The organism is Streptomyces sp. R818, assembly GCF_056172735.1.
The window spans coordinates 15,520-37,546 of the sequence record NZ_JAOCNE010000005.1 but is presented as its reverse complement, the minus strand read 5'-3'; the positions used below and the strand labels follow the sequence as shown (position 1 = coordinate 37,546).

General features: G+C 71.3%; 25 protein-coding genes. 16 read left to right on the top strand and 9 right to left on the bottom strand.

Features of this window, described 5'->3' with window-relative positions:
• Positions 1-241 precede the first annotated feature (241 nt).
• A complete protein-coding gene (locus N5I75_RS15705; protein WP_476677997.1) occupies positions 242-505 on the top strand; it encodes a hypothetical protein in 264 nt (87 codons plus the stop codon).
• A gap of 30 nt (positions 506-535) precedes the next feature.
• Here the strand turns inward: N5I75_RS15705 and N5I75_RS15700 are convergent, their stop codons facing one another.
• The 3 genes from N5I75_RS15700 to N5I75_RS15690 are packed head-to-tail and all read right to left on the bottom strand — an operon-like array spanning position 536 to position 3,150.
• On the bottom strand, positions 536-1,048 hold the full coding sequence (locus N5I75_RS15700; protein ID WP_476677995.1) for a lasso peptide biosynthesis protein: 513 nt from the start codon (positions 1,046-1,048) through the stop codon (positions 536-538).
• On the bottom strand, positions 1,045-1,332 hold the full coding sequence (locus N5I75_RS15695) for a PqqD family peptide modification chaperone (protein ID WP_476677994.1): 288 nt from the start codon (positions 1,330-1,332) through the stop codon (positions 1,045-1,047). Before N5I75_RS15695 ends, N5I75_RS15700 begins: the two co-directional genes overlap by 4 nt.
• 57 nt (positions 1,333-1,389) lie before the next feature.
• On the bottom strand, positions 1,390-3,150 hold the full coding sequence (locus N5I75_RS15690; protein WP_476677992.1) for an asparagine synthase-related protein: 1,761 nt from the start codon (positions 3,148-3,150) through the stop codon (positions 1,390-1,392).
• A gap of 256 nt (positions 3,151-3,406) precedes the next feature.
• Between N5I75_RS15690 and N5I75_RS15685 the strand changes: the two genes are divergently transcribed.
• Entirely contained in the window at positions 3,407-4,426 is a 1,020-nt protein-coding gene (locus tag N5I75_RS15685; RefSeq protein WP_476677991.1) for an ATP-binding cassette domain-containing protein, read from the top strand.
• The gene (locus tag N5I75_RS15680) at positions 4,423-5,301 is read left to right on the top strand and encodes an ABC transporter permease (protein WP_476677989.1); all 879 of its coding nucleotides are present in this window, start codon (positions 4,423-4,425) and stop codon (positions 5,299-5,301) included. Before N5I75_RS15685 ends, N5I75_RS15680 begins: the two co-directional genes overlap by 4 nt.
• A gap of 61 nt (positions 5,302-5,362) precedes the next feature.
• Here N5I75_RS15680 and N5I75_RS15675 read toward each other — a convergent pair whose 3' ends face one another.
• Positions 5,363-6,196, bottom strand: a complete 834-nt coding sequence (locus N5I75_RS15675; protein WP_476677987.1) for an oxidoreductase — start codon at positions 6,194-6,196, stop codon at positions 5,363-5,365.
• A gap of 116 nt (positions 6,197-6,312) precedes the next feature.
• Between N5I75_RS15675 and N5I75_RS15670 the strand changes: the two genes are divergently transcribed.
• On the top strand, positions 6,313-7,227 hold the full coding sequence (locus N5I75_RS15670) for a LysR family transcriptional regulator (RefSeq protein ID WP_476677985.1): 915 nt from the start codon (positions 6,313-6,315) through the stop codon (positions 7,225-7,227).
• A 36-nt stretch (positions 7,228-7,263) separates the two neighbouring features.
• Here the strand turns inward: N5I75_RS15670 and N5I75_RS15665 are convergent, their stop codons facing one another.
• Positions 7,264-8,031 (bottom strand): hypothetical protein, encoded by a 768-nt coding sequence (locus tag N5I75_RS15665; protein WP_476677983.1) that lies wholly within the window; start codon positions 8,029-8,031, stop codon positions 7,264-7,266.
• A 95-nt stretch (positions 8,032-8,126) separates the two neighbouring features.
• Here N5I75_RS15665 and N5I75_RS15660 point away from each other — a divergent pair, with 95 nt between their 5' ends.
• On the top strand, positions 8,127-8,789 hold the full coding sequence (locus N5I75_RS15660) for an HAD family hydrolase (protein ID WP_476677981.1): 663 nt from the start codon (positions 8,127-8,129) through the stop codon (positions 8,787-8,789).
• A 252-nt stretch (positions 8,790-9,041) separates the two neighbouring features.
• On the opposite strand, the gene N5I75_RS15655 is transcribed toward N5I75_RS15660, so the two are convergent.
• Entirely contained in the window at positions 9,042-9,704 is a 663-nt protein-coding gene (locus N5I75_RS15655) for a serine hydrolase domain-containing protein (protein ID WP_476677979.1), read from the bottom strand.
• 162 nt (positions 9,705-9,866) lie between these two features.
• Positions 9,867-10,850, bottom strand: a complete 984-nt coding sequence (locus tag N5I75_RS15650) for a LysR family transcriptional regulator (protein WP_476677978.1) — start codon at positions 10,848-10,850, stop codon at positions 9,867-9,869.
• A 93-nt stretch (positions 10,851-10,943) separates the two neighbouring features.
• On the opposite strand from N5I75_RS15650, the gene mdlC reads away from it, so the two are divergent.
• The 3 genes from mdlC to N5I75_RS15635 all read left to right on the top strand — a co-directional run bounded on the left by mdlC (position 10,944) and on the right by N5I75_RS15635 (position 15,434).
• Positions 10,944-12,524, top strand: coding sequence for a benzoylformate decarboxylase (gene mdlC / locus N5I75_RS15645; protein ID WP_476677976.1), 1,581 nt, complete (start codon positions 10,944-10,946; stop codon positions 12,522-12,524).
• A 118-nt stretch (positions 12,525-12,642) separates the two neighbouring features.
• Positions 12,643-14,097, top strand: a complete 1,455-nt coding sequence (locus N5I75_RS15640; protein WP_476677974.1) for an aldehyde dehydrogenase family protein — start codon at positions 12,643-12,645, stop codon at positions 14,095-14,097.
• Between the two features lie 53 nt (positions 14,098-14,150).
• Positions 14,151-15,434 carry an MFS transporter gene (locus N5I75_RS15635; RefSeq protein ID WP_476677972.1) on the top strand — a complete coding sequence of 428 codons (1,284 nt, stop codon included), beginning with the start codon at positions 14,151-14,153 and terminating at the stop codon, positions 15,432-15,434.
• A gap of 32 nt (positions 15,435-15,466) precedes the next feature.
• Here N5I75_RS15635 and N5I75_RS15630 read toward each other — a convergent pair whose 3' ends face one another.
• Positions 15,467-15,808 (bottom strand): cytoplasmic protein, encoded by a 342-nt coding sequence (locus tag N5I75_RS15630; protein WP_476677971.1) that lies wholly within the window; start codon positions 15,806-15,808, stop codon positions 15,467-15,469.
• A gap of 330 nt (positions 15,809-16,138) precedes the next feature.
• Here N5I75_RS15630 and N5I75_RS15625 point away from each other — a divergent pair, with 330 nt between their 5' ends.
• The 4 genes from N5I75_RS15625 to N5I75_RS15610 all read left to right on the top strand — a co-directional run bounded on the left by N5I75_RS15625 (position 16,139) and on the right by N5I75_RS15610 (position 18,949).
• Positions 16,139-16,699, top strand: coding sequence for a carbon-nitrogen hydrolase family protein (locus N5I75_RS15625; RefSeq protein ID WP_476677969.1), 561 nt, complete (start codon positions 16,139-16,141; stop codon positions 16,697-16,699).
• 142 nt (positions 16,700-16,841) lie between these two features.
• The gene (locus N5I75_RS15620) at positions 16,842-17,297 is read left to right on the top strand and encodes a hypothetical protein (RefSeq protein ID WP_476677968.1); all 456 of its coding nucleotides are present in this window, start codon (positions 16,842-16,844) and stop codon (positions 17,295-17,297) included.
• A 19-nt stretch (positions 17,298-17,316) separates the two neighbouring features.
• Positions 17,317-17,475, top strand: a complete 159-nt coding sequence (locus N5I75_RS15615; protein ID WP_476677966.1) for a hypothetical protein — start codon at positions 17,317-17,319, stop codon at positions 17,473-17,475.
• A 262-nt stretch (positions 17,476-17,737) separates the two neighbouring features.
• Positions 17,738-18,949 (top strand): PP2C family protein-serine/threonine phosphatase, encoded by a 1,212-nt coding sequence (locus N5I75_RS15610; protein WP_476677964.1) that lies wholly within the window; start codon positions 17,738-17,740, stop codon positions 18,947-18,949.
• Between the two features lie 30 nt (positions 18,950-18,979).
• Here the strand turns inward: N5I75_RS15610 and N5I75_RS15605 are convergent, their stop codons facing one another.
• The gene (locus N5I75_RS15605) at positions 18,980-19,480 is read right to left on the bottom strand and encodes a MaoC family dehydratase (protein WP_476677962.1); all 501 of its coding nucleotides are present in this window, start codon (positions 19,478-19,480) and stop codon (positions 18,980-18,982) included.
• A 328-nt stretch (positions 19,481-19,808) separates the two neighbouring features.
• On the opposite strand from N5I75_RS15605, the gene N5I75_RS15600 reads away from it, so the two are divergent.
• The 4 genes from N5I75_RS15600 (at position 19,809) to N5I75_RS15585 (ending at position 22,012) form a co-directional block, all read left to right on the top strand.
• Positions 19,809-20,234, top strand: a complete 426-nt coding sequence (locus N5I75_RS15600; protein ID WP_476677961.1) for a pyridoxamine 5'-phosphate oxidase family protein — start codon at positions 19,809-19,811, stop codon at positions 20,232-20,234.
• Positions 20,235-20,387: 153 nt separating this feature from the next.
• The gene (locus N5I75_RS15595) at positions 20,388-20,909 is read left to right on the top strand and encodes a hypothetical protein (protein ID WP_476677959.1); all 522 of its coding nucleotides are present in this window, start codon (positions 20,388-20,390) and stop codon (positions 20,907-20,909) included.
• A gap of 173 nt (positions 20,910-21,082) precedes the next feature.
• Complete coding sequence (locus tag N5I75_RS15590; RefSeq protein WP_476677957.1) at positions 21,083-21,364, top strand: N-acetyltransferase family protein; 282 nt, start codon at positions 21,083-21,085, stop codon at positions 21,362-21,364.
• Positions 21,365-21,463: 99 nt separating this feature from the next.
• Positions 21,464-22,012 carry a hypothetical protein gene (locus tag N5I75_RS15585; protein WP_476677955.1) on the top strand — a complete coding sequence of 183 codons (549 nt, stop codon included), beginning with the start codon at positions 21,464-21,466 and terminating at the stop codon, positions 22,010-22,012.
• The last annotated feature ends 15 nt before the right edge of the window (positions 22,013-22,027 follow it).

Below are 22,027 nucleotides of genomic sequence, written 5' to 3'. Positions count from 1 at the left end.
CTTCGCGCCTGTGCGACCAGCGTGGCGCCCAGAGCCGCTCCTCACACGACAAGGCGCCTTCTGCGGAGAAGCTGAGCGTTGCTGCCCGTGTGTGCCGCTTCTTGCACCCGCCGCGTCCTCAGCGACGCGCTGGTGGCGGGGCCCTCACCCGTTTGGGTGTGATCGCCTGGGGTCTCCCGTGCGGCTGCTGCACGATCGAAGGACGTTCCGGTACGAAACCGGCCGATGAAAAGGAAGCACCGTGATACGCAAAGTCGCAGCATCCGTGTCCGTCGCCCTGGCCCTGTTCGTCGCCGCACCCGTCGCCGCGGAGGCCGCCCCGAGTGCTCCGCAGAAGGACCCGGTCGAAGTGTGCAAGGCGCTCGTCGAGCTGATCAAGGGGCTGAACCTCAACATCCCCGCGGCCGACCTGGACAAGCTGTGTGCACCGGCGTCCTCGCCGTCGCCCTCACCCTCGACGTCGACCTCACCCTCACCCTCTGCTTCACCTTCAGCCCCCCAGTAGTGCGGGGCCGCGCATCAGGTCGTCAGGGTGTCAGGCCAGCAAGGCGGCGCAGCCCACGCGCTGGAGCACCGTGTGGCCGCTCTGCACGGTCGGTACGTCGTTGAGGACTTCGCCGTGCAGCTCGGTCCAGGAGTGGAAGGCGAAGCGGGCGCCGACCGACGAGCGCTGCCTGGCGACCACGGTCTCGGCAGGCAGGCCGAGCGCCGACAGGTGGACGGCCAGCGCGAACGACCGCGTCAGGCACAGCGCGTCGGGCTCGATCAGCCGTACCACGAGCTGACAGCGCAGCACCTCGCGGCGGGCGACGCGCAGACCCGTGCCCCGGGGCAGCCCTCGGCGGGCGCCCCGGGGCACGCGCAGATCGCGGAGCCGGTACTGCGCCTCGCCCCATCCGTGCCTGCTGAGGGTCCGCAGCGCGCGTGCGGTGTGTGCGCCGGCGGCCAGTCGCACCGAGGGAGGTGTACGAGGCATCGGTTCGGCGGTGTCCTCGTCCCACAGCAGGTAGGCCCAGTCGTTGGTCGGCCGGGTGGCCGGTCCTGTCATGGCGTTGCCCCGTTGTCGCTCGGCCGTGCCCGCGTCAGGCGGCTCTCGGCGAGTTGGGCGGCGAGGGAGCTGATGCCGTCGCGCAGTTCACCGTCTTTCGCGTCGATCTGCTCGGTGAGCTGCCGGACGGCCTCGTCATACGTCTCACAGTGCAGAGCCGCGTCGAGGAGCAGCGTCGCGGTGGGATTGAGCTCGAAATAGACGCCTTCGGCGGTGTCGAGCAGGACCCCTGTGCCGTCCGCGGGGTCGAAGACGGTCTCGTCGGTCAGCTGGATCAGTGGCATGAGGCTCTCCCGCCTCTCTGTCGTCGCGGCGTGTCGCCGTGTCGCCGTGTCGCTGTGTCAGGTCGGTGCCGGTGCCGGTGCCGGTGCCGGTGCCGGGTGCGGTGCCGTGGGCACCGGCGCCCGGAACCTGCGCTCCAGGTCGCCCAGGAACAGTTCGACCATGGCCGTGCACAGGACGTTCTCGGCGTTGCGGCGCAGCGCGCGGGGGTCGCTGAGGACGGCGGCCAGCCGGTCCTGGTCGAGGACGCCCAGGCGGGCCAGGCGGGTGTGGGGCCCGCCCAGCACGCGCGCGAGTTCGTCGGGATGCCGCAGGCACCAGGTCTCGTCGGGGGAGCCGAGCCAGTCACGCCCGTAGTGCCGCCAGACGGCGGGGGGTATGCCCAGACGGGCGGCGACCAGACGTAGCACCGGTTTGTCGATGGTGCGACCGGCGTAGGGGATGACGCGGTAGGCGGCGGGCAGCCGTGCCGCCAGCCGGGACAGCTCCCGGCCGCCCCAGGGGTTGACGCAGTGAATGCCGTGCGGCCCCCAGACGGTGAGGTTCAGGGTGTGTTCCTGCGCGGCGGAGTCGGGGTCGTACGGCTCGGGGCCGATGCCGGGGCGTGGGGTGAGGAAGTCGGCGGCGCGCTCGGTCTCGTCCAGCGCCTCGGGGTCCTCGTAGAGCGAGTAGCCGGAACGGAGGCTGCGGACGATGCGGCTCGTCTCCCAGCGGGAGCTGAGGAGCCCGGCGGCCATGGCCCGGCGTTCGCGCCAGGGGATGTCCGTGTGCGTGAGGTCGGACAGGCCGTAGCGCAGCGGGCCGAACACCAGGTCGCCGTCCAGGCCGGTGAGTACCGTACGCACTCCGTCGGCGGCGATGCGGCGTGCTGTCAGGTCGAGGCGGCGGAACCACACGTGGTTGAAGGGCAGCGGGAAGTCGTGCTCGGCGGGGAAGTAGGGCTCGTCGTCGCCGGGCGGTTCGACCGTCACCAGGGGGACCGAGAGCGCGCGGCACACCGCCCGGGCGCGTACCGATTCGTCGGCGAGCGGGTCGGGGGTGTGCATGTGATACGCCGTCACCTCCGCGCCTTGTGCGGCGAGTGCGGCGAGAACGGTCGCCGAGTCGACACCTCCGGAGAGCAACACGCCGACGCGTTCACCGGAGATGTACGGGCGGGTTTCCTGCTTGAGGAGGTCGTGGGCGAGGTCGGCGTACTGCCGTAGTGAGGTGTGGGGCGGCACGGGCAGGGGAGTGGGGATGTCGTAGGTCCGCAGGCACACGGAGTGGCCGTCGGAGACGGCGAGTCGGCCGGGGCGCAGCCGGTCCATGCCGGGCAGGACGAAGACGTCCTCTGCACGGCAGGCGCGGTACAGCGGCTCGATGTCGAACTGCGGCGGTGCGTCGAGGAGGTCGCGCGGATCGCTCGACCAGCGGGTGGAGCCGTCGGAGACGCGGAAGAAGAGCTGATCGGTGGCGCACGGGCCACGGAAGAGGATGACCCGCCGGCGTGTCGCGATCACGCCGGCGAGGTCCGGGGGCAGGTGGCGCAGCGTGGCGTACCGTCCCTGGACCGTGTCGAGTACCACCTTCTCCACTTGACCCGCCGTCAGGTCGTGGGGCGCTGGGCCCGCGAGGGCGAGGAGGGCGTCCGGGACCGGCTGCGGGATGGGGGACTCGGCGGGGGATGTCCCCGCAGGGACCCATTGCCGCAGATGACTGCCTGGGGCTCGACGGGAGTCCCGGGCCTCGAACGGTACGTACGCGTGGTCCACGCTGCTCGTGTCGGCGGTGATCCGCCCGGAGCAGCCGGGAAACGCCGTGACGCGGTGGCCGGCCATCGCTCTCCTCGGGTTCGCCCCGACGGTGCGGTCGCAGCCGCGGTTACAGGATGTTGCCGTGGCCGATCAGGTCAGGAACGCCGTGGCGCAGTTGGCCCGTGAGCCGTTCCACCCGTCCGATCCGGGTGACCTTCGGAGGTGTGTAACGCAGACGCATCGTCTTCACCTTCCTTCTGTTCCCGGCGCGATACCCCACAAGCGCTTCGCGGCATATGGGATATTGCTCTCTATTCCACCCTGCGAGGGGCAGCGAGACATGTCAAGAGAACGCGATTCCGACGCCGCGGACCACTTCGGAGCCGACACCGCCGACCGGTACGCGATCTGCGCCCACGGCCTGACCAAGCACTATCCCGGCGCCGAAGCGGTCCGCGGGATCGACCTGCACGTGCGCCGCGGAGAGACCTTCGCCTTCCTCGGCCCCAACGGCGCCGGCAAGAGCACGACCATCGCGATGCTCTGCGCCCTGGCCCGTCCCTCCGCGGGCCGTGCGCGGGTGGCCGGGGCCGACATCCGTACACAGGCGCAGCAGGTGCGGCGGGGTATCGGACTGCTCTTTCAGCACAGCGCCGTCGACCCGGACCTCAGCGCCGAACGCAACCTCTACCTCCACGCCCGCCTCTACGGTCTCTCCCGCCGCCGCGCCCGGGAGCGCGGCGCCGCCCTCCTGGACCTGACCGGGCTCACGGAACGCCGCCGTGACCGCGTGCGCACCCTCTCGGGCGGGCTGCGCCGCCGCCTGGAGATCGCCCGCGCCCTGCTCCACGAACCCGGGGTGCTCTTCCTCGACGAGCCCACCCTCGGACTCGATCCGCACGCCCGCGCCCAGACCTGGGACCATCTGGCCCGGCTGCGTGCCGAGCACCGCACCACGGTCTTCCTCACCACGCACTACCTCGACGAGGCCGAGACGTGCGACCACATCGCCATCATCGACCGCGGACGGATCGTCGCCCGCGGCACCCCGGCGGCGCTGAAGGACGCCGTCGGGGACGACCACGTACGCGTACGCACCGCGGACGACCCCGCGGCGGCGGCCTGTCTGCGCCAGGAACTCGGCCTGCGTCCGACCGCCGGGCCCGACGGCCTGACCGTCGCCGTCACCGCCGGGGCGGAGCGCATCCCCGTGCTGTGCGCGGCCCTTGCCGCCCGCGGCATCACCGTGCGGGCCATCACCCTCACCCAACCCACCCTGGACGATGTGTTCCTGCACTACACCGGACGCCGCATCGCCCACCCCGCACCGCCGCTCACCGGTGAGGGGGAGGGGCGGTGACGGCCGCACCGGCGCACCCGGACGCGCCGCGACGACCACCGCCGCAGCCGTCGGCCGCCGACGACAGCCCGTCCCCGCTCCTCCGGGAGCTGCGAGCCGTCCACGCGCTGGTTTTGCGCGACCTGCTGCGGATGCTCGCCCAGCCCGCACAGATCGTCCTGACGCTCTTTCAGCCGCTGCTGTTCCTGATCGTGCTCGGCGGAGGACTGGCCGCCCTGGTGCCCGCCGCTTCGGTCGGCGGCGACTACCGCACCTACCTCTTCCCCGGGGTGCTGGTGATGACCGTGCAGATGCCGGCGGTCTCGGTCGGCGTGCGGCTCATCACCGACCGGGAGATGGGCTACCTCCGCGAGACGCTGATGGCCCCCGTGCGCCGCTCCACCCTCCTGTGCGGCAGCTGCCTGGGCGGCACCACCGAAGCCACCGTCCAGGGCGCTGTGCTGCTCGCCGCCGCGGGCGTCGCCGGACTGCCCTACGCTCCCGCCCTGCTGCTGACGCTGCTCGGCATGATGGCGCTGACCTCGTTCGTCCTCACGGTCATGGCGGCCGCGCTGGCCATCGGCATCCGCAGCGCCGAGTCCTTCCAGACCCTCCTCGGCCTCGCCATGATGCCGCTGCTCCTGCTCTCCGGAGCGTTCTTCCCCCTGACCGGCCTGCCCGCCTGGCTCACCCGGGCGGCCGCCGTCAATCCGCTCGCCTACGCCGTCGACCTGCTGCGCCGCACCATCGCCCACCACGTACCCGGCGGTGGCAACGCAGCGGCGATGCACTGGGGCCACTGGCGGGTCCCCACCTCGCTGGAGGTCGCCCTCCTGATCGTGCTGGGGCTGTGCGTGCTGCTGTGGGCGGCGCGGCGGTTCGGCCGCTTGGAGTGAGGCGGCCGGTCCGGCGGGGCCCGGCCGCGGCTCCTGGTCGGCGGAGCGCCTCTTGCCGGTGTCAGGCGTCGAAGTCGGTCGAGCGGACGAGCTTGTCCCAGGCGAGCAGTTCGGTACGGGCGCGGTCGAGATGGTCCGTGATCGCGTCGGCGGCGTCGTTGCCGAGCGGCAGGCGCAGCGGCGGCTCGTCCGAGTCCAGGGCGGCGAGGATGGCGGCGGCCGCCTTGGCCGGGTCCCCGGGCTCGGAGCCACTGCCGCCCGGCAGCCCGGTGAGGACGGGGCCGACGGTGTCCTCGTAGGCGCCCGGGGCGGCGGAGGAGCGCAAGGCGGCGGCATCGGCGAAACCCGTGCGGAACGCGCCCGGCTCGACGATCAGCACCCGGATGCCGTGCGGCGCGACCTCGGCGGCCAGCGCCTCGGAAAGCCCCTCCAGGGCGAACTTGGTCGCGCAGTAGGCGCCGACCCCGGCGAAGGCGAACCGCCCGCCCATGCTGGTCAGTTGCACGATGGCGCCCGAGCCCCGGCGGCGCATGTGCGGCAGCGCGGCGCGGGTGAGCGCGGCCGGGCCGAAGAAGTGCACGTCCATCAGGCTCCGCAGCTCCTCGTCGGTGCTGTCCTCGACCGCCCCGACCATCCCTCGTCCGGCATTGTTGACCAGGACGTCGATCCGGCCGTGCCGGGCCGCCACGCCGTCGACCACGGCCTGACCGGCGGCGATGTCGGTGACATCCAGCGACAACGTCTCGACCTGGTCCGGGTGCGCGGCCACCAGATCGTCGAGCGACGCGGTACGGCGGGCGGCGGCGACCACGATGTCACCGGCGGCGACGGCCGCTTCGGCGATCGCCCGCCCGAAGCCGCTGCTCGCCCCGGTGATCAGCCATACTTTGTTCATGTTCGTCTCCTCGCGCTTCGGCTGTCGGTCCGCATCGGCGGTCCGTGGTGGCCCGTCGATGTGAACTACCCTGCTGCACAAGTCGGTTGCCCGTCCAAGACCCGCTGTGATAGCCGATGGTTATGGACGTTCATGGACGGGATCTGCGGTACTTCGCCGCAGTGGCCGAGGAGTTGCACTTCACGCGCGCCGCCGAGCGGCTCTACGTCTCGCAGCCCGCGCTGAGCAAGCAGATACGCATGCTGGAGAAGCAGGTGGGCGCGGCGCTGTTCGAGCGGGACCGGCGCGACGTGCGCCTGAGCGCGGTCGGCGCGGCGCTGCTGCCGCACGCCCGGCGGATCCTCGCCGAATGGGAGGCGGCCCAGGAGGCGGTGGCCCGGGCCGTGGCCGACCAAGCGGCCGTCCTCGTGGTGGGGATGAGCACCAGTCCCGGACGAGGGGGTGTCCTGCCCGCGATCCGCTCCCGCTTCACCGCCGCGCGTCCCGACGCACGGATCACCATGCGGCATGTCTCCTGGCACGACACGACCGCCGGGCTCGCCGACGGCGCGTGCGACGCGGCGTTCGTCTGGCTCCCGCTGCCGGACCCGGACCGCTACCGGTGGGTGGTGATCGCCGAGGAACCCCGCCTGGTCGCCCTGCCCACGACCCACGCCCTGGCCGACAGGGAGGCCGTCGACTTCACCGACCTGCTCGACGAGCCGTTCCTCGCCCTGCCCGACGCGGCCGGACCGCTGCGCGACTACTGGCTCGCCACCGACGCCCGCGACGGCAGACCCGCACGCGTCGGCGCGGAGGTGGCGAGCACGGAGGAGACCTACGAAGCGCTGGTCGCGAACCTCGGGGTGGTCCTCCTGGCCGCCGGGAACGCCCCGCTCATCACGCTCGGCGGAGTCGTCACGCGGCCCGTACGGGGCGTCTCGCCCAGCCGCTTCGCGCTGGCGTGGCGCGCGGACGATCAGCGCCCACTCGTACGGGAGTACGTACGCGCGTGCGAGTCGGCGACCGAGGCGGCGCGCCGTCACCTGTGAACGCGCGTCCGCTCGCGCTCGCGGGGCGGCCCGGACTCAGGACTCGACCTCGAACTCCAGTGCGTCGTAGCGGCGTTCCGAGATCTGTTTCCGGGTCCCCGAGACGAGGGTGAGGGAGTCCCCGTCGAAGACGGCGCTCTCGGGGACGGAGACGAACAGGACGCTCCCGCGGTCCTCCACCGGGTTGTGCCAGGCGGGGGAGAACCCGCCGAGCTGAACGCCGTAGCCCCAGCGGACGGCGAGCATCGCGCCGATTCCATCGATCAGGTCGTCCACGCGGCGGGCCCGCTCGGCGTCCTCCCCGACGTACTCCACCGCCTCGGCGACGTGCGCCCGGCGGAGAGCGGCAGGCTCGGTGATGCCCGGCACCGCGTAGAGCGGGAACGACTCGTACGACTGCGTGTCCCGAGAGAAGCGCTCGACGATTTCGGCGCCTGCCGGTACGTGGATGACGAACCCTTCGTCCTGGTCCGTGACCTCGGCGAGGACGACCACGTGGCCGTCGGCGGGGAAGTCGATGTCGAGGACACCGGTGGGTATGGCGGCGCAGTCGATGGTCACCACATGCGGTACGTACGCGGGCACTTCCACACCCACCGGCAGATGGGCGGGGCCGGCCGCCCGAGCGGCAGGACGGGCATCCTTTCGCAGCTCGTCCGGCAGCTGTTCGTGCGGACAGAGATAGATGCAGGGACGCAGGAGGCGGACGAAGCCCTCGGCCACCGACTCGGGCACCCCGAGGGCCCGCCCGGCAGCGAGGACGGCTTCCGACACCGTCTCGGTCATGGACGTCGTCTCGGTCATGGACGTCACCGTGTCATGCCCCACTGACAATGCGGAGCGCGCGTCTCGGCCGGTGCCTGCCTGGCCATGGCGCCGGCGGTGATCTACTGGCCGTCATGGCGGGACTGCTGATGATGCTGGATCTGGACAACACGCTGATCGACCGCGATGCGGCCTTCCGCGCCTCATGTGCGGACGCACTCGCGCAGCACGGTCTGCCGGCGGCCGACGTGGAGTGGCTGGTGGAGGCGGATGCGAGCGGTTACACGCCGAGGGAGAAGCTCGCCCGTTCCATGACCGAGCGGTACGGGCCGCGTATGCCCGAGGCGGCCATCGCGACCTTGCTGGCGACCGGCGGGGCGGACCACGTCACGCTCCCGCCGGCCACCCGCGACGCCCTGGAGCGTGCGGCGGCGGGCGGCTGGCGCACCGTGATCGTCACGAACGGGCGGACGGGGCAGCAGGAGGCGAAGATCCGCAACACCGGTCTCGACGCGCTGGTCCACGGCTGGGTGATCTCCGAAGCAGTCGGCCACAAGAAGCCCGCGCCCGAGCTTTTCCGTGCGGCGGTGGAACTGGCCGGCGCTGGCCCGGAGTCCGCGTGGATGATCGGTGACTCCCCGGGGGCGGACATCGCCGGGGCCGATGCGCTGGGCATCCGCAGCGTATGGGTCGCCTTGGGGCGCCCCTGGCCGGTGTCCACCTTCCGGCCCACCCATACGGCGCCGGACGCGGCGACGGCGATCACGTACGTACTCGGAGCGGAGGCCGTTGGCTGACGCCATCGGTGCGACGGTCGGTGCCGGGTGCCGGGTGCCGGGTGCTGGGTGCTGGGTGCTGGGTGCTGGGTGCCGGGTTCGCGGGGAGCGGGCTACTGGGTTTGTTCTGTGCGGCCTTCGCAGAGCCCGGCCTGGACGACGGCCTCCATGTCGTCGTCCTGCGCATCGGTACCGCCCGGGTCGAGGTTGGCCATGACGGTGGTCTGCCGGCCGTCGGTGGTGGCGCCGCCGGCAGTCTGGTAGCCGAAGATGTCACCGCGATGGCCCCAGTACCCGCCGCGGCAGGAGTCGAGTTCCCTGCGCTCCAGGCCGAGGCCGTAGGCCCGGCCGTCGTCGCCGGTAGGCGTCGTGTCCATCATCTGCCTGAGTTGCGCCGGGGGCAGTAGGCGGCCTGCGACGAGGGCAGCCAGGAAGCGGTGCATATCCGCGCGGGTGCGGGCCTTTGAGGGTGGTCGCGTCGCTGGGCACCGATGTGTCGCGCAGGTGCAGCGGGGCGATGATGCGCCGACGGATCTCCGCGCCGTAGGGGCGGCCGGTGACCTTCTCCACCAACATGCCCGCCAGCAGGTAGTTGGTGTTGGAGTAGTGCCATTCGTCGCCGGGCTGCGCGCCGTGCTTGTCGAAGGTCGGTTCGTGGTCGAGCGCGAGCTGGATCAGGTCGATGGTGTCGTAGTGGGCGAGCGGGTCACTCACGATGTGTTGCAGCAGCATGCGCACCGTGATGTGCCGGCCGTCCCGTCCGGGGCCGCGGACAACGCCCGGCAGGTAACGCTCCACCGGAGCGTCGAGGTCGACGCGGTGCTCGCTCACTGGCGCGTGGGTGTTCACGTTCGCGGTGCCGCTGGTCAGGATCGTGCTGCCACGTCTGTCCCGGGTCGCGACCAGAGCACCTGGTACGCCGTCGGCGGCCGTCAACCGGTGCAGCAGGCGCGGCAGTTCGGGAACGTGGCTGTTGCGATACCGGCCGCTACAGCCGCTCCCAGTACACGCTTGTGCTGAGTCACGTGATCGTCCTCCCGTCGAAGTCGAGGTTGATCGCCGAGAGAGCCACATGGGTCGCCCGGAGCCGGGTCGGAGTCAGGTTGCTCGTGTCGCACCCGGAAGACGGCTCACGTCGGCCGCCGGCTCCTCCTGCCCGTACGGCGGCAGCTGCGTCGGGCTGATGCGTTCGCCGAGGACGTCGGCCATGAACGGGACCAGCCAGCGCTGGGCAGGGCTGCGCGAGGACTCGTGCCGGGCGTACAGGGCCACCTCGATCGGTTCGGACTCGAAGGGCAGCCGGACCAGCCGTACCCGATGCGAGGCGGTGAAGACCTCGCCGACGTACTCGGGGACGATGGAGATCAGATCGGTGCGGACCATGAGGTACGGCAGCATCGAGAAACGGGTGGCGTCCACCGCGATCCTGTCCAGGAGGCCGTGCGCGGCCAGCACCGCCCGCGGCACCACATGGCCGCTCGGGCCGGAGACCGCCACGTGGTGCTCGGCCATCAGCTCCTCGAAGGTGATCGACTCCCCGCGGATGCGCGGATGGTCGACGGCCACCATGGCGACGTACCGTTCCCGGAACAGGGGGATGCGCACGGTGAGGTGCGAGGTCAGCACCGGGGTGGCGACGAACGCGTCGAGGTCCCCGCGCCGCAGTTGCCCCTCCGCCTCGTCCACGTCGAGGGGCCGGATCGTGAAGGCGACCCCCGGCGCCCGCTCCCGCGCCGCCGCCACCAGATGCGGCAGCAGGGTCGTCTCCCCGAGGTCGGACAGGGCGATGGTGAACCGGCCCGACATCGTCAGCGGATCGAAGGTCTCCGCCTGCCGGGCCGCCTCGTCGATCTCCGTCAGCGCCCGTTTCAGCGGCTCGTAGAGGCGGCGCCCGCCCGCGGTCGGCGTCACGCCGCGCCCCGTACGCCGGAACAGCTCGTCGCCGAAGTGGCGCCGCAGCTTGCCCAGGCTGTAGCTGACCGTCGGCTGGGTGACGTGCAGCGTCTCCGCGGTGGCCGTCACGCTGCCGGTCTCGTACAGGAGGACGAAAACGCGGGCGAGGTTGAGATCGAAGGTCCCCATATAGAGGGAGTCTATTTCGCGGCAGCGGAACATCTATTGGTGCCCATGTCACAGGGCTCCTAGCGTGTCCGGCACCACTTGGGAGGAACCTTCGTGTCATCCGTACGCCATGTGTCCCACGAGTTCCTGGAGCGGCAGGGACTCACCACGATCTTCGGGAACCCCGGCTCCAACGAGCTGCCGTTCCTGGCCGACCTGCCCAGCAGCTTCCGTTACGTCCTCGGACTGCACGAGGGCGCGGTCCTCGGCATGGCCGACGGCTACGCCCAGGCCAGCGGACGCCCCGCGCTGGTCAACCTGCATGCCGCGTCCGGTTCCGGCAACGCCATGGGCGCGCTGACCAACGCGGTCGCCTCCCGCACCCCGTTGGTCGTCGTCGCGGGGCAGCAGGTCCGTTCCGCGATCGGCCTGGAGGCCAACCTCGCCAGCGTCGACGCCCCGACGCTGATGAAACCGCTGGTCGGCTGGGCCGCCGAACCGTCCTGCGCCCAGGACGTGCCGCGCGCTCTCGCCCAGGCCCTCTTCGAGGCCCGCCTCCAGCGCCGCCCCACCTACCTGTCCGTGCCCTACGACGACTGGACCGCCGAGGCCGACGCCAACTGCCTCCCCGTGCTCGACCGCCGCGTCCAGTGGGCGAACGCCCCGGACGCGGCCCAGACCCGATGGCTCACCGAGCAGGTGACCGCCGCCCGCAACCCCGCACTCGTGCTCGGCGGCGACATCGACTCGGCCGGCCTGATGGACGACGCCGTCCGCCTCGCCGAGCGCCTCGGCGGCCCGGTCTGGGCGGCCCCCTCGCTGTTCCGGCTGCCCTTCCCCAACCGCCACCCCCAGTTCCGTGGCGTGCTGCCCGCCGGGATCGCTCCGATCTCCCAGGCCTTCGAGGGCCACGATCTGGTTCTGGTGCTCGGCGCACCCGTCTTCCGTTACCACGAGCACCTGCCCGGGCCCTACCTTCCCGAGGGCACCCGGCTGCTCCAGGTCACCGACGACGCCTCCGCCGCCGCGCGCGCCCCGATGGGCGAGGCCCTGGTCGCCGACCCGGCCGCCGTCATCGACCTGCTGACCAAGGCGCTGGACGAGCCGGACGGCCCGGCCGAGCCCTACCGCCCCACCCCCGCACCACGCGGCGCCGACGGCCCCGCGCTCCACCCCGAGCAGGTCTTCGCCGCCCTGCGCGACGAACAGCCCGAGGACACCGCGTACGTCGTGGAGTCGACGTCCACCAACGCGGCCTGGTGGCGCCAGATGGACCTGCGCCGCACCGGCTCCTACTACTTCCCGGCCGCCGGCGGACTCGGCTTCGGCCTCCCCGGAGCGGTCGGCGTCGCCCTCGCCCAGCCGCACCGGCCCGTCGTCGGCGTCATCGGCGACGGCTCCGCCAACTACGGCATCACCGCCCTGTGGACGGCGGCGCAGCAGCGCGTCCCGCTGACCATCGTGCTGCTGCGCAACGGGACGTACGGCGCGCTGCGCTGGTTCAGCGGACTGCTCGGTGTACCCGACGCCCCCGGCCTGGACATCCCCGGCCTGGACTTCACCCACATCGCCCGGGGTTACGGCGTCACCGCCCACCACGCCCACGACTCGGACGAACTGCGCGCCCTGCTGGCCGAGGAACCGGACGGCCCCCGCCTCATCCAGGTGGACACGGCCCTGACCACCCCGTCCTGACCGGCGCCCGTACCAGCCAGCTGTCACGCCGCGCACGAAACGCCCGGCACCCACGTAACACGCCATCACGCACCCGAACACACCGAGAGCCACCGAGAGCCACCGAGAAGAGGACGACATGGGACTCCTGGACAACGAAGTCTGGGCCGAGCGCTTCTACAGCCACGGCTGGCAGGACGCGGCCACGCAGCACACGGTCGTGGAACCCGCGACCGGCGACCGCCTCGGCTCGGTCGGCCTCGCCACCGCCGAGGACGTCACCGAGGCCGCCGCGCGGGCCGCCGAGGCGCAGCGGGCCTGGGCCGCGACCGCCCCGCAGGACCGGGCCCGTGTACTGCGCCGCGCGGGCGAGCTGTTCACCGAGCACGCCGCCGAGATCGAGGACTGGCTGGTGCGCGAGGCCGGTTCGGTGCGGGCCAAGGCCGCCTTCGAGACACAGCTCGCCATCGGTGAGGCCTTCGAGTGCGCCGGGCTGCCCAGCCACCCCCACGGCGAGGTCCTCACCTCCGAGGACGCCCGCTGGTCGCTCGCGCGCCGCCGTCCGGCCGGTGTGGTCAGTGTGATCGCCCCGTTCAACTTCCCGCTGATCCTGGGTCTGCGCTCGGTCGCCCCCGCGCTGGCTCTCGGCAACGCCGTGCTGCTCAAGCCCGACCCGCGCACCGCGGTCAGCGGAGGCGTCGTCATCGCCCGGATCTTCGAGGAGGCCGGACTGCCGGCGGGGCTGCTGCACCTGCTGCCCGGCGGCGGCGCGGTCGGCCAGGCCGTCGTCGAGGCCGACGAGGTCCGCGTCATCTCCTTCACCGGCTCCACGCCCGTCGGCCGTGCGATAGGTGAGCAGGCCGGCCGTCTGCTGAAGCGCGCCCACCTCGAACTCGGCGGGAACAACGCCCTGGTGGTGCTGCCCGGCGCCGACGTGGCGAAGGCCGCCTCGGCCGGGGCGTTCGGCTCGTACATGCATCAGGGCCAGATCTGTATGACCACGGGCCGCCACATCGTCCACGTGTCGCTGCTGGAGGAGTACACCGCCGCGCTCGCCGCCAAGGCGGAGGCCCTGCCGGTCGGCGACCCCGCCCGCGAGGACGTCGCGCTCGGCCCGATCATCGACGAACGTCAGCTGCACCGGATCCACGGCATCGTCGCCGACAGCGTGGCCGCCGGCGCGAAGGTCGCGGCGGGGGGCGAGATCGCGGGCGCCGGTTACCGCGCCACGGTCCTCACCGGTCTCACCGCCGACATGCCGGCCTGGCGCGAGGAGATCTTCGGCCCCGTCGCCCCGGTCATCGGCTTCACCACCCTCGACGAGGCCGCGGAGATCGTCAACGACTGCGAGTACGGGCTCTCGGTCGGCATCCTCGGCGAGGTCGGCACGGCCATGAAGCTCGCCGACCGGATCGACTCCGGGAAGATCCACATCAACGAGCAGACCGTCAACGACGAGCCCAACGCGCCCTTCGGCGGCGTCAAGGCATCCGGCACCGGCTCACGGTTCGGCGGCGCCGCGGCGAACATCGAGGCCTTCACCGAGACCCAGTGGGTCACCGTCCGCCCGGACATCGCCGACTACCCCTTCTGACGCGCCACTCAGCCCGACACCTCCGTAGCCGCCCTACCCAGGGGAATGCCACCATGCCTGCTGCCTCCTCCGCGACGCCGGCCCCGACAGGTGCCGGTACCGGACGCGACCTGTGGACGGTCGCCCTGTGCTGGATCACCGTCATGCTGGAGGGCTACGACCTCGTAGTGCTCGGCGCGATCATCCCGACCCTCCTCAAGACCCACCACCTCGGCATGACCGCGGGCGACGCCACCACCGTCGCGACGCTCTCGCTGGTCGGCGTGGCCATCGGCGCGGTCGCCGTCGGCCCCCTCGCCGACCGGTTCGGACGCCGCCTCCTGCTCATCGGGTCGGTCGTCCTGTTCTCCGTGTTCACCCTGCTCGTGCCGCTGGCGGGCTCGGTCACCATGTTCGGCCTGCTGCGCCTGGTCGCGGGGCTCGGCCTCGGCGCGTGCATGCCGGTCTCCCTGACCCTGATGGCCGAGCACATGCCGGCCGCCCGGCGGGCCCGCGCCAGTACCCTCACCATGACCGGCTACCACACCGGCGCCGTCATCACCTCGCTCCTCGCCCTGCAGGTGACCGACAACTGGCACGTCCTCTTCTACGTGCTCGGCGTCGCCGGTCTCGTCGTCGCCGTCATCCAGTGGTTCCGGCTGCCGGAGTCGAAGGTGTTCACCGAGGCCCGGACGAGCGGCAGCGCCCAGAAGGTGCCGTTCACCGAACTGCTGAAGCCGATGTACCTGCGCGCCGGCATCGGCGTGTGGGCCGCCTCGTTCATGGGCCTGCTGCTGGTCTACGGCCTGAACACCTGGCTGCCCAAGCTGATGAACGACGCCGGCTATCCGGTGCCCACGGCCGTCACCCAGCTGCTTGTGCTCAACGCGGGCGGTGTCCTCGGCCTGGTCGTCGGGGGTCTGATCGCCGACCGCAAGGGCATCAAGGGCACCACGCTGGTCTGGTTCGCGGTCTCCGTGGTCATGCTGGCCGCGCTCAGCGTGAAGATGCACAACGACCTGCTGCTGAACACCGTCGTCTTCCTCACCGGCGTGTTCGTCTTCTCGGCGCAGGTCCTCGTCTACGCCTACGTGACCAACTTCTACCCGGCGACCCTCCGCGGCACCGCCCTCGGTTCGGCGTCCGGCATCGGCCGGATCGGCTCCATCGTCGGCCCGACCATCACCGGCGCCCTGGTCACCGCCGGGATCGGCCACCCCTGGGGCTTCTACTTCTTCGCCGCGGTCGCCGTCCTGGCGTTCATCGCCGTGCTGACACTGCCGCGTCACCCGGCGGAGCAGAAGGAGCGGCCCACACCCGCCGCGCCGCTCCCGACCGGGGAGGCCACGGCCCACTGACGGCGGCATCGAGCTGACGAGCTGACGGGAACTCAGGACGCGGACGGCCCGGAGGCGCCGGTGCCGTCCGCGCCGGGCCGTGGTTCCTTCAGTTCGATGAACAGGGTGTGCGTGGGAGTCTGTCCGGTGTTGCGTCCCTGGTGGTCCTGGGCGTCCAGCCAGCGGGCCTGCCCGGCCTCCAGGTCGACGGGGACCTCCCGGCCGCCGCTGCTGATCACGCGCCGGAACGCCGAAAGAGTCACCATCACGCTGTCCGGATGGGAGTGCGGGTGGGTCGCCTCCCCGGGCGCGTCACGGTACTCGAGCACCCGCACGCGGTCGTTCTCCCACAGGACCCGGTACAGATCCGGATCGGTCTCGACAGGATCGCTCATGGCACCAAAGTGCCATGGTGGTACGCAGATGCCCTATGAAACGAGCGGCTGTACCCGCATCCCCGCCAGGAAGGCGCACGGCCAACTCAGCGGCAAGCGCCTCACGTTGGGGCGCCGGGCTCAACCGCATGCCCGGGGCCACGGCGCACCAACTGCCATCCACAAGTACTGGCGGAAGCCGGAGGCCCGGAGCCTCAGGTCGAACGCATGGCCCTTTCTGCCGCCGCTAGACTCCCGCGGGCTGGGCGATGACTCCTCGGCCGTTGGTCATGGGCCATGGCGAGCACCCACCGTGCTGTGAAGGACGGTGGCGTGGCAGGATCGAGCTCCATGAAGATCGCAGCAGGTCAGTTCACCTGTGTCCCGGCCGATGTGGCCGCCAACGTCCGGCAGATGACCGCCCTCGCAGGCCAGGCCCGCGCGCAGGGTGCGGAGCTCGTGGCCTTCCCCGAGCTGGCCCTCACCGGGTACGAGCTGGACACCGTACTCGCTGATCCTGGCCTGTGGACGACGTCGGAGGATCCGCGCCTGGACGCGCTCCGGGGCAGTGGCATTGTCACCGTCGTCAATGCCGCAACGGCGACCGACGGGCCACGGCCCGCGATCGAGACGCTGGTCTTTGGGGCCGACGGCGAACTGATCACCGCCTATCGGAAGCAGCACCTGTTCGAGCACGAGCAGGCGGTCTTCACGGCGGGGCAGCACGACGGCCGCTTCGAGGTCGGAGGTGTGCGCTTCGCGCTCGCCACGTGCTACGACAACCACTTCGCCGACCTGACCGCGCGGGGGCCGCTGACGGGTGCCAGGTACACCTGGCCAGCTCGCTCTACGGCACCGGCGGCGGAGCCGAAGAACTCGCGGCGATCTACCCCGGCATCGCCAAGGACCTGAACCTGCACGTCGTCCTGGCCAACCATGCCGGACCAGCGGGGCCGTGGACCGGCTGCGGCCGCTCCTCCGTGTGGGCTCCGGGCGGCGACGTCCTGGCGGAGGCCGACACACGGTCGACCATGGTCGTCGTGGCCGACGTCGGGTGAGCGCCGTTCGGCAGCGCGCCCGCAGCGTCGATGACAGTGCCCTTTCGCTGACGGGCGGCACCGCTCTGGACGGCGCGCTCGACGAAGGCAGCGTCTGGAAGCTGACGCCGCAGGAGGGAGGAGAGCTTGCTGCCAGATGGTGGAAGTGGGCCGGAACCTACGGCGGCCGCGTGGTACGGCGATGCCAAGTCCCCACGCAGCGGCGCCTCTTCTTCCCCGTCTTCAATACCCTGAACGGCCGACCGCTACCGCTGCACGAGTTCACATCGAAGCCGTTTCGCACGGGTCTGCACCGCAGGGTCGCCTGGGGGCTGTGGTGCGGACTCGAGCCCCTCCTGGCAGGCCAGTACGTTCTCGAGATCAAGGCTCGGACCACGGGCGGTTTCTGGGTCGACACCGTCTACCACCTGACAGCACTTCCCAGCCATGCGACCCACCAAGAGGGCGGCTGAAGCAGCCTGAGCGCGAGGTGTGGGCCGTGCCGTACGGCTGAACCTGCTCGGCAACCCGGCGACGACCGCGGCCCAGGCCGCGCAGCACTTCAGGGCGGCCAGCCAGACGCTCCTCAAGGAGTCGCCTGGGATGACGCTGCCGAGCACTTCGACGGGGACCAGCGGGCCGATCCGGTGATGCTCATCGCCCTGATGAACGCGACGAACCGGATGGCTGTCCTGACCGGTCGGCGTGGCGGCGCCCACCAGCCCGCCTGAGGCATCCCGCGCGTACGGGGGCGGTGACGGGGCAAAGGAGAAATCGACGCCGATGCCCCCACCGTTACGGAGGCACAAGTTGATGGTGCACGGCTTGAGACAGGCCCCCGCCTGCCCGACCACGAGGGATCGGGTGCGGGCGGCGATGAGGAACGGACGCCTTCTGCGGACGGGTGCCTGCCATGCGAGGTGACGCGCTGGGGCTCGAGACGCTGCTGCGGGCAGCGGAGAACGCCGCGCCGGGGGAGTCGGTGGACGTCCTCGCCCAGAACCTGGAGGAACGGTTCGGGGCGCGCGACGTGTCGTTCCTCTTCCTCGACATGGTCGGCCAGGAGGTCGTACGTCTGCCCCGCGCCGGCGGCGCGGACCAGCCACGCGGTGAGGCGCAACGGCTGCATCTGCCGGGCAGCCGGTACGAGCACGTGCTGCGCAGCCAACGACTGCTGCAGCAGGACGAGGCCGGCGGCGGATTCCGGCTGGTGGCGCCCGTGACCAACCGCGGCGACTGCATCGGCGTCCTCGAACTGGTCGTGCCGCGCGTGGACGACATGGTGCGGGACTCGGTGGCGCAGGCCGCGCACGCACTCGCGTACGTCGTGGTGACCGACCGGCGCTTCACCGACCTCTACCACTGGGGTCGCCGCACCACCCACATGAGCCTGGCCGCCGAGATCCAGCACCAGCTGCTGCCGACGGCGTCCACCTGCGAGGCCGCCCAGTTCACCCTGGCCTGCGGCCTCGCGCCCGCCGACGACGTGGGCGGCGACACCTACGACTACAGCCTGGACCAGCGCAGTCTGCACCTGTCCATCACCGACGCGATGGGGCACGACACCTCCTCCGCGCTCCTCGCCACGCTCACAGTCAACGCCTTGCGGCAGTCCCGGCGCGCGGACGGCGGCGTGCTGGAACAGGCCTACGCAGCGCACGAGGCCCTCACCGCGCACGCCCTGGGCATGACGACCGGGCAGTTGTTCTGTGTGTCCCTCGAAACCGGGGAAGGGCGGCTCGTCAACGCCGGTCATCCCCGGCCGCTGCTGCTGCGCGACGGCCGGGTCGAGGAACTGCGCTTCACCGCCAACCTCCCGTTCGGCACCCCCGTGCCGGGAAGCGTTCCGGTGCACTACGAGGTCCAGCGCTTCCGCCTCGAACCCGGTGACCGCCTCGTCCTGCTCACCGACGGTATGCGCGAGCGCAGGAGCGCCCAGGTCGACCTGCCCGGTCTCGTACGGAAGACCCTCGATGAGCACCCCCGCGAGGTCGTACGGGCCTTGATCGACGCCGTCCAGGACGCGTGCGGGCACACACTGTCCGACGACGCCACGACCATGGTCCTGGACTGGCACGGTAGCCACTCCGGACGCCGTCACACCGAAGAGGGCTCCGACACCTGACCCACCGGTGCGCTCCGTCGGTCAGGTGGTTCAGTCGGCCTCGCGGCGCAGCAGCAGGTTCATCGCGGACAGGGTGAGCACAATCTCGCCGTCCTGGTTGAGGACTTCCACGTCCGTGTGCACGATGCCGCGATCGGGCTTGGTGCGCGAGAGGCGTGCGCTCTTGACGACCGTACGGATGGACAGGCTGTCGCCGGGGCGCACGGGCCGGACCCAGCGCAGCTCGTCGATGCCGGGCGAGGCCAGACTCGCGACCTGGCTGACGTAGTGGTCGGCGTACAGGCGCATCATCACGGACGCGGTGTGCCAGCCACTGGCGATGAGTCCCTTGAAGGGGCCGGAGGCGGCGGCGTCGGGGTCGGTGTGCATGACCTGTGGGTCGAACTCGGCCGCGAAGCGGAGAATGTCCGCCTCTGTCACCGTGATGCTGCCGTAGCTGTAGGCCGATCCAGGGACGTAGTCCTCGAAGTACCGCTGCTCTGTCGGGGTGTTGAAGTCCGGGCTGAGAGGAATGGTCGACGGTGTGGTCATTGGCCGCACGGTAGCGGCTCTGCGCGCCGGGTCCAACGGCGGTCCGGGGCGTACGCGGCAGCGTGTCGTACAGCACCTCCGCCCGTCCGCCTCGCTGACCGTTGCCGGGCCGGACATGTCGATACGCCTCTCGGATGTGTGGAGCATGCAAGATGTGTGGGGCGCAGCGGTCATCGACGTCGCGGTTGCCGGAGCGCACGCACGTCCGCGTGTCCGGTTCTTCGACCACGGTGGAATAGGACCGTCGCCCGGAGCCTTGTGCTGAGTGCTCGACCGAACCGCTTGACGATGTGACCGCAGTGGCATCCGCCTCCGAAGGAGCAGTTCCATGGCCCTCACCCGAGAAGAGCGTGAGCAGTTCCTCGCCGAACCGCACATCGCGGCCCTGGCCGTCGACGCAGGCGAGGGGAGGGCGCCGCTGACCGTGCCGATCTGGTACCAGTACGCGCCCGGCGGCGACATCTGGATCCACACCGGCAAGGGCTCACGCAAGCACGAACTCATCGACAAGGCGGGCCGGTTGACGCTCATGGTCGACCGCGTCGAGCCGACCGTCCGCTACGTGTCCGTCGAGGGCCCGGTGATCTCCACGGTCCCTGCCACCCGCGCCCATCTGGTCGAGATGGCTTCGCGCTATCTGCCGTCCGAGAAGGTCGACGGCTACGTCGAGTTCGCCGAGGCGAACCATGGCGAAGCAGTCATCATCACCGTCCGCCCGGAACACTGGGTCTCCTCGGACCTCGGCAACGTCTGACCGCCTCGCGCGAGGCCGGACGGCCGTGGGGGCGGGCGGGGACAGCGCTCGCGAGGCGGACAGCTCTGGCCGGTCAGCTAGCCTCGGCCCCTTCGCACCTTGGTCCGTACTGCGCGCTATTTGTGCTGACACAGAATGGTGGCTGGTGGTCAAATGACGTCCTGGTGGAACTACTTGGAAGAGCGGACCCGTCTGGAAGTCGATGCCGACGTGCTGCGCGACCGACGGCTCGCGGCTGTCCGGTCCGTGTGGGAGGTGCTGCGTCCCCTGGGCTTGGGCCTGCACGAGGCCGAGCGGGTGGTGCGCGCGCGGTACGAGGCTTTGGGCGACCGGGTGCAGTACACGCCGCCGGACCCGTTGGATCTGCCCGCACTCGCCGCCCGCGTCGGCGCGCTGCCCGGCCGTATCGCGGCGGTGGAGGCGCTGTGGGACGGCGATACGGTTCATGACTGGTGCGTTGTCCTGGTCGCGGTTCTGGACGCCCCGAAGGGGGAGGGTCACTTGGCAACCATCCATCACCGGCCGGACGGTCCCGCTCCGGGGACAGCCGCCGTCGCGGCGGGGCAGGCGCTGGCCGAGCACCTCCGCGTACCGTTCCACTTCGCATCGCCGGACGCCCCGGATGACGACGCTCCGCGCTGGAGGGCGCTCGAAGGGTCGGAGAACGGGCCGTGACCGGACCCGCCGCCGCCCCGGCGCCACACTGCTCACCAGCGGTCGGAATTTCCCTTCCCCCTTTCGCTCGGCTGCCAGACTGCACGGATGATCGACCATCTTCCCGCCGACCTGCGGGCCCGGCACCTTGCCGATGGGGACCATCTCCGCGTTCTCGCCGTACTGGACGAGTGGTGGGGCGGCCTGAAGGGGGAAGCGGGTTCGTCGGGGTCGACCCGGCGCTGCACGGGCAGGGCGTCGGACGCGCTCTGTACCAGGCCTTCTTCGCGCTCGCTCGGTCACATGGGCGCCGTTACGTGCACTGCATCACCAGCCCGGAGAACACCGCTTCGCAGGCGTTTCACACGCGGCTCGGCTTCATCGCCTCAGCCGTGCGGCGCGACTACGACGGCCCCGGTCTGGACCGGGTGACGTTCGCCATCGACCTCTCCGCACCTGCGGTGGTCGTCCCGTAGCGGAACGACCCCCTGGACCCCGGCGACGCCGCCGGAGAGCGCGGTGCCGAATTCTCGGAAGGGATCCCTCCGCGCAAATCGATCGTTAGTGTCCGACGCATGACAATCTTGAAGAGGTTTCAGGCGCGCCGGATGACAGTGGCACTGGTCGGCGCGGCGGCCGCGATGGTGCTGGGTGTGGGTGGGGCGATCGCCGTGACGGACCAAGGCGGGGCGGCCTCCGGCCGTACCGCTGTGTCCGTGGATCCGTCCGAGGGCGGGGGAAGCATGGGCGTCGACACCGGCGGCACTGACGGCGGCGGGGACGTTGGTGTGTCGGGCGGCGATGACGGCGGCTCCGTCGGTGTGTCGAGCGGAGCTGACGGCGGTGACTCCGGCGGCGACAGCGGCGTGGCCGGTGGCGTCTCAGGCGGTACGGATGCGGGAGGCTCGGGCGGTACGGATCCGACCGAGGAGCCGACCGAGGAGCCGACTGAGTCCCCGATCCCCTCGGGCGAGCCCACCACGGATCCCACGACCCCCGCGGACCTCGACGAACTGACGAAGCGCATCGACGGTCTGGAGAAGAAGGTGGACGAACTGCCCACCAAGAAGGAACTGGCCGACGCCCTCCGCGCCTTCGCCGACACACTGGAGCAGCAGGGCTGAGCCACCCGGGGCGCC

Bases quoted from the DNA above. Each gene is read 5' to 3' on its own strand.
- N5I75_RS15700 (WP_476677995.1), bottom strand. From the start codon at position 1,048: ATGACAGGACCGGCCACCCGGCCGACCAACGACTGGGCCTACCTGCTG.
- N5I75_RS15695 (WP_476677994.1), bottom strand. From the start codon at position 1,332: ATGCCACTGATCCAGCTGACCGACGAGACCGTCTTCGACCCCGCGGAC.
- N5I75_RS15690 (WP_476677992.1), bottom strand. From the start codon at position 3,150: ATGGCCGGCCACCGCGTCACGGCGTTTCCCGGCTGCTCCGGGCGGATC.
- N5I75_RS15685 (WP_476677991.1), top strand. From the start codon at position 3,407: ATGTCAAGAGAACGCGATTCCGACGCCGCGGACCACTTCGGAGCCGAC.
- N5I75_RS15675 (WP_476677987.1), bottom strand. From the start codon at position 6,196: ATGAACAAAGTATGGCTGATCACCGGGGCGAGCAGCGGCTTCGGGCGG.
- N5I75_RS15670 (WP_476677985.1), top strand. From the start codon at position 6,313: ATGGTTATGGACGTTCATGGACGGGATCTGCGGTACTTCGCCGCAGTG.
- N5I75_RS15665 (WP_476677983.1), bottom strand. From the start codon at position 8,031: ATGACCGAGACGACGTCCATGACCGAGACGGTGTCGGAAGCCGTCCTC.
- N5I75_RS15660 (WP_476677981.1), top strand. From the start codon at position 8,127: ATGGCGGGACTGCTGATGATGCTGGATCTGGACAACACGCTGATCGAC.
- N5I75_RS15650 (WP_476677978.1), bottom strand. From the start codon at position 10,850: ATGGGGACCTTCGATCTCAACCTCGCCCGCGTTTTCGTCCTCCTGTAC.
- N5I75_RS15640 (WP_476677974.1), top strand. From the start codon at position 12,643: ATGGGACTCCTGGACAACGAAGTCTGGGCCGAGCGCTTCTACAGCCAC.
- N5I75_RS15635 (WP_476677972.1), top strand. From the start codon at position 14,151: ATGCCTGCTGCCTCCTCCGCGACGCCGGCCCCGACAGGTGCCGGTACC.
- N5I75_RS15630 (WP_476677971.1), bottom strand. From the start codon at position 15,808: ATGAGCGATCCTGTCGAGACCGATCCGGATCTGTACCGGGTCCTGTGG.
- N5I75_RS15625 (WP_476677969.1), top strand. From the start codon at position 16,139: ATGAAGATCGCAGCAGGTCAGTTCACCTGTGTCCCGGCCGATGTGGCC.
- N5I75_RS15610 (WP_476677964.1), top strand. From the start codon at position 17,738: ATGCGAGGTGACGCGCTGGGGCTCGAGACGCTGCTGCGGGCAGCGGAG.
- N5I75_RS15605 (WP_476677962.1), bottom strand. From the start codon at position 19,480: ATGACCACACCGTCGACCATTCCTCTCAGCCCGGACTTCAACACCCCG.
- N5I75_RS15600 (WP_476677961.1), top strand. From the start codon at position 19,809: ATGGCCCTCACCCGAGAAGAGCGTGAGCAGTTCCTCGCCGAACCGCAC.
- N5I75_RS15595 (WP_476677959.1), top strand. From the start codon at position 20,388: ATGACGTCCTGGTGGAACTACTTGGAAGAGCGGACCCGTCTGGAAGTC.
- N5I75_RS15585 (WP_476677955.1), top strand. From the start codon at position 21,464: ATGACAATCTTGAAGAGGTTTCAGGCGCGCCGGATGACAGTGGCACTG.